General features: G+C 41.0%; 4 protein-coding genes. All 4 read right to left on the minus strand.

Translation table 11 applies throughout. The features are described 5' to 3' along the window. Nucleotides 1-220: 220 nt before the first annotated feature. The 4 genes from EOJ37_RS13715 to EOJ37_RS13730 all read right to left on the minus strand — a co-directional run bounded on the left by EOJ37_RS13715 (nucleotide 221) and on the right by EOJ37_RS13730 (nucleotide 3,587). The gene (locus EOJ37_RS13715; RefSeq protein ID WP_127960450.1) at nucleotides 221-985 is read right to left on the minus strand and encodes a hypothetical protein; all 765 of its coding nucleotides are present in this window, start codon (nucleotides 983-985) and stop codon (nucleotides 221-223) included. A 163-nt stretch (nucleotides 986-1,148) separates the two neighbouring features. Next, entirely contained in the window at nucleotides 1,149-1,916 is a 768-nt protein-coding gene (locus tag EOJ37_RS13720; protein WP_127960451.1) for a hypothetical protein, read from the minus strand. Between the two features lie 115 nt (nucleotides 1,917-2,031). Continuing rightward, complete coding sequence (locus EOJ37_RS13725) at nucleotides 2,032-2,853, minus strand: hypothetical protein (protein ID WP_127960452.1); 822 nt, start codon at nucleotides 2,851-2,853, stop codon at nucleotides 2,032-2,034. A gap of 53 nt (nucleotides 2,854-2,906) precedes the next feature. Continuing rightward, the gene (locus tag EOJ37_RS13730) at nucleotides 2,907-3,587 is read right to left on the minus strand and encodes a hypothetical protein (RefSeq protein WP_127960453.1); all 681 of its coding nucleotides are present in this window, start codon (nucleotides 3,585-3,587) and stop codon (nucleotides 2,907-2,909) included. Nucleotides 3,588-3,759: the final 172 nt, after the last annotated feature.

Below are 3,759 nucleotides of genomic sequence, written 5' to 3' on the forward strand. Positions count from 1 at the left end.
GGAAAAATAGTCAACTGGACCAACTGCTGCCCCTGCCCGGTAACACCTTCTCCTCATCCACCTAATCTGCCGCTCACCTTAACCACTTAATATAAACTCGCAAGGTGAGATCGCCGGATGTTTACCGTAAGACGGCCTCCAGATGAGCGGTATTCATGAGGCACCGTTTTCGTTTGCCAAACAGAGGACATGTTAGTTTAACGACTAGCCGTGTTATTGATTATTCAATAAACTTCGAAATATCTCCTTTTTCATCAGGATACGATTCTTCATAGAGAATGTGATTATCAACGCTTACTCGATATTCAATTTTTAAACTTTCCCCTTTACGTGATCGTGGTAGCTGTTCTATTTTTCGTGTAGCATCCCGTCGATTAGGATCATGATAAGAAAATTTATAATAAACATTACCGTAACCAGAAACATCCTTGGTAATGGTTGGTATAATCTTGGCACTTAAACTGACGTGATTAACATCTTTATTCCGGTCATCAAGATAACTCTTAGCCAAGCCAAACCCCATCCCTGCGGTGAGAAGATCATGTCGTGATTTTTTTGGAAAACGACGAACAACTTCTTGTTTGATTTCATCAGTTATCTTTTTACTTTCCAGAACATTAGGCGGAATTTTAGTATAGGCGGTGCTGATACTAAAGCCCTCTAAGCCCCAATTACAGGGTCCCCAGGCCCGCTCATATATTTTGGCTTTAACTCTTCCTTGAGCATTAGGAGAATACTCCTTGGACCAGCCTTTGTCAGTTGAGATTAGTTTAAAGTTAGAAAAAGTAATAAATTTACAAGCACTAGAATGATAACTAGCAGAAACATACAGCTTCATATCCGTTGGGATCACCGCTTCTATCTCCGCATAAGGTTCATACTTAAAAAAAACTATCGGTATCGCCACACGAAATGTATAGAGCAAAGCAAGCACTGTAAATGTTAATACCCACCAGCAGAGAGTATGCTTTCTTTTGGTACTCATAATGTCTCCTTCAATCTTGTAATATTTTCCTAAAATGCGTTAATCGGTGTGATCTTGCTGTCAAATTTTTTATACCCATTGTGATATGGCTAGCACGAATGTGCCTGCCAGACGAGTTAACTCAATGTTGGCTGGTACCTCTCATTAATTTCTAAGCACATTCTCATTCCAATAACCTCGAGGTGTTCTTTGCAGAATGTGGATGAAATTCTTCATATAAAATATGACTATCTACATCCACTGTATACTTTATTTTTAAGCTCCCTTGTTGACGCGATCTGGACAAATTACTTAGCCTCCTAAAATTATTAGGTTTTCTCTTTTCATCATCGTAGTCAAATCGATAACTGCTGGTGTTATCATTGGCAAATCTTTTAATAATTGAAGGTGTCAGTGTAGTATGTAAACTGACGTGATTAACATCTTTATTCCGGTCATCAAGATAACTCTTAGCTAAACCAAACCCCATTCCTGCAGTGAGAAGATCATGTCGTGATTTTTTTGGAAAACGACGAACAACTTCTTGTTTGATTTCATCAGTTATCTTGTTGCTGCTCAGGACAGTAGATGGGATTTTAGTATAGGCGGTGCTGATACTAAAGCCCTCTAAGCCCCAATTACAGGGTCCCCAGGCCCACTTATATATTTTAGCTTTAACTCTTCCTTGAGCATCAGGAGAATACTCCTTGGACCAGCCTTTGTCAGTTGAGATTAGTTTAAAGTTAGAAAAAGTAATAAATTTACAAGCACTAGAATGATAACTAGCAGAAACATACAGTTTCATATCCGTTGGGATCACCGCTTCTATCTCCGCATAAGGTTCATACTTAAAAAAAACTATCGGTATCGCCACACGAAATGTATAGAGCAAAGCAAGCACTGTAAATGTTAATACCCACCAGCAGAGAGTATGCTTTCTTTTGGTACTCATAATGTCTCCTTCAATCTTGTAATATTTTCCTAACGTACGTTAATTTTTTCCGTGGATGGTGTGATCTTGCTGTCAAACTTTTTATATCCATTGTGATGTACTGGTGTTTGCCTGTTTATTCTAGTAACCGAATAACGTCATTGTCATAACCAGGATTAAATTCCTTATATAAAATATGATTATCCGTGGTCACCGTATAGTGAATTTTAAACGGTGGGTCTTGACTAGAGCGCGATAGTCCTTTGTTATTAAAACCCTCTTTGGTTGTTTTTTTATCATCATAAGAAAATTTATAATAACTATAATTATTGCGGAATGTATTTTTAATGATTGAGGGCGTAATCACAGTATGCAGCTTTAAGTGATCCCGAGGATCACCGGATGCGGGGGTATGACTATCGCTTAAAATAAAACCTATACCTGCGGTGGTTTCACCTCCATCAGCATATTTCGCAAAACGTGTGGTGATCTCCTGTTTAATCGCCGGTGAAAGTTTATCGCTGGCTAATACATTGGCCGGTATTTGACTATACACGGTACCGATGGAAAAACTGATTAATCCCCAGCCACATGGCCCCCAGGCCCGCTCATACACTTGGGCTTTTACTCGTCCCTCGGCATCTGGGCGATAGGTTTTTGACCAGCCGGTACGGTTATTTACCAAACGACCACTGCCGAAACTGATCCCTTGGCAACTGTAGGATTCATATCTACCAGAAACGTAAAGCTCCATGTCTGGCGGGATCACTGCCTCAATTTCGGCATAGGGTTCATATTTAAAAAACACAATCGGCAAAAAACTGCGCAGGGTGTAGAGCAGCAGCAGTGCTAACCCGACACACCACCAGCGGCAGCGATGTTTTTTCTTATTGTTTATGTCGGTTGGACCGTTTTGTTCCATAGTACGTCCTTGCCCTATATCGTGTTTACCCGCCACGCTTGCTTAAATTCACCGTGGCGGAGATGCTTAATTCCCTAGTGGCTGACCGACTACTCCAGCAAACGAGAGGTATCTTTCCTAAAATTAGGATAAAATTCTTTATATAAAATATGATTATCCGTGGTCACCGTATAGTGAATTTTAAACGGTGGGTCTTGACTAGAGCGCGATAGTCCTTTGTTATTAAAACCCTCCTTCGTTGTTTTTTTATCATCATAAGAAAATTTATGATAATAAGTATCATCGGTGAAGGTATTTTTAATAATTGAGGGCGTAATCACAGTATGCAGCTTTAAGTGATCCCGCGGATCACCGGATGCGGGGGTATGACTATCGCTTAAAATAAAACCTATACCTGCGGTGGTTTCACCTCCATCAGCATATTTCGCAAAGTATTCGGTGATCTCCTGTTTAATCGCCGGTGAAAGTTTATCGCTGGCTAATACATTCGCCGGTATTTGGCTATACACGGTGCCGATAGAAAAACTGATTAATCCCCAACCACATGGCCCCCAGGCCCAGCGATACACTTTAGCGCTAACCCGCCCTTGCGCATCCGGCTGATAGGTTTTTGACCAGCCGGTATGGTTAGTTACCAAACGACCACTGCCAAAACTGATCGATTGGCAACTATTCGACTTATAATTGCCGGAGACATACAGCTCCATTCCAACCGGTATTTCTGCCTCAATTTCGGCATAGGGTGTGCCACTAAAAAACACAATCGGCAAAAAACTGCGCAGGGTGTAGAGCAGCAGCAGTGCTAACCCGACACACAGGGCCGGATCCCACTTTTAATGGAACTTTTCTCTGTAGATACGATCTGATCAGTCTCCTTCAGTAACGCAGAGTTGATGATGTCTATTTTTAATTATATCAGTGAAATACCAGACCCACGCAAAG

Source organism: Serratia microhaemolytica, from assembly GCF_004011885.1.
GTDB classification, from domain to species: domain Bacteria; phylum Pseudomonadota; class Gammaproteobacteria; order Enterobacterales; family Enterobacteriaceae; genus Serratia_G; species Serratia_G microhaemolytica.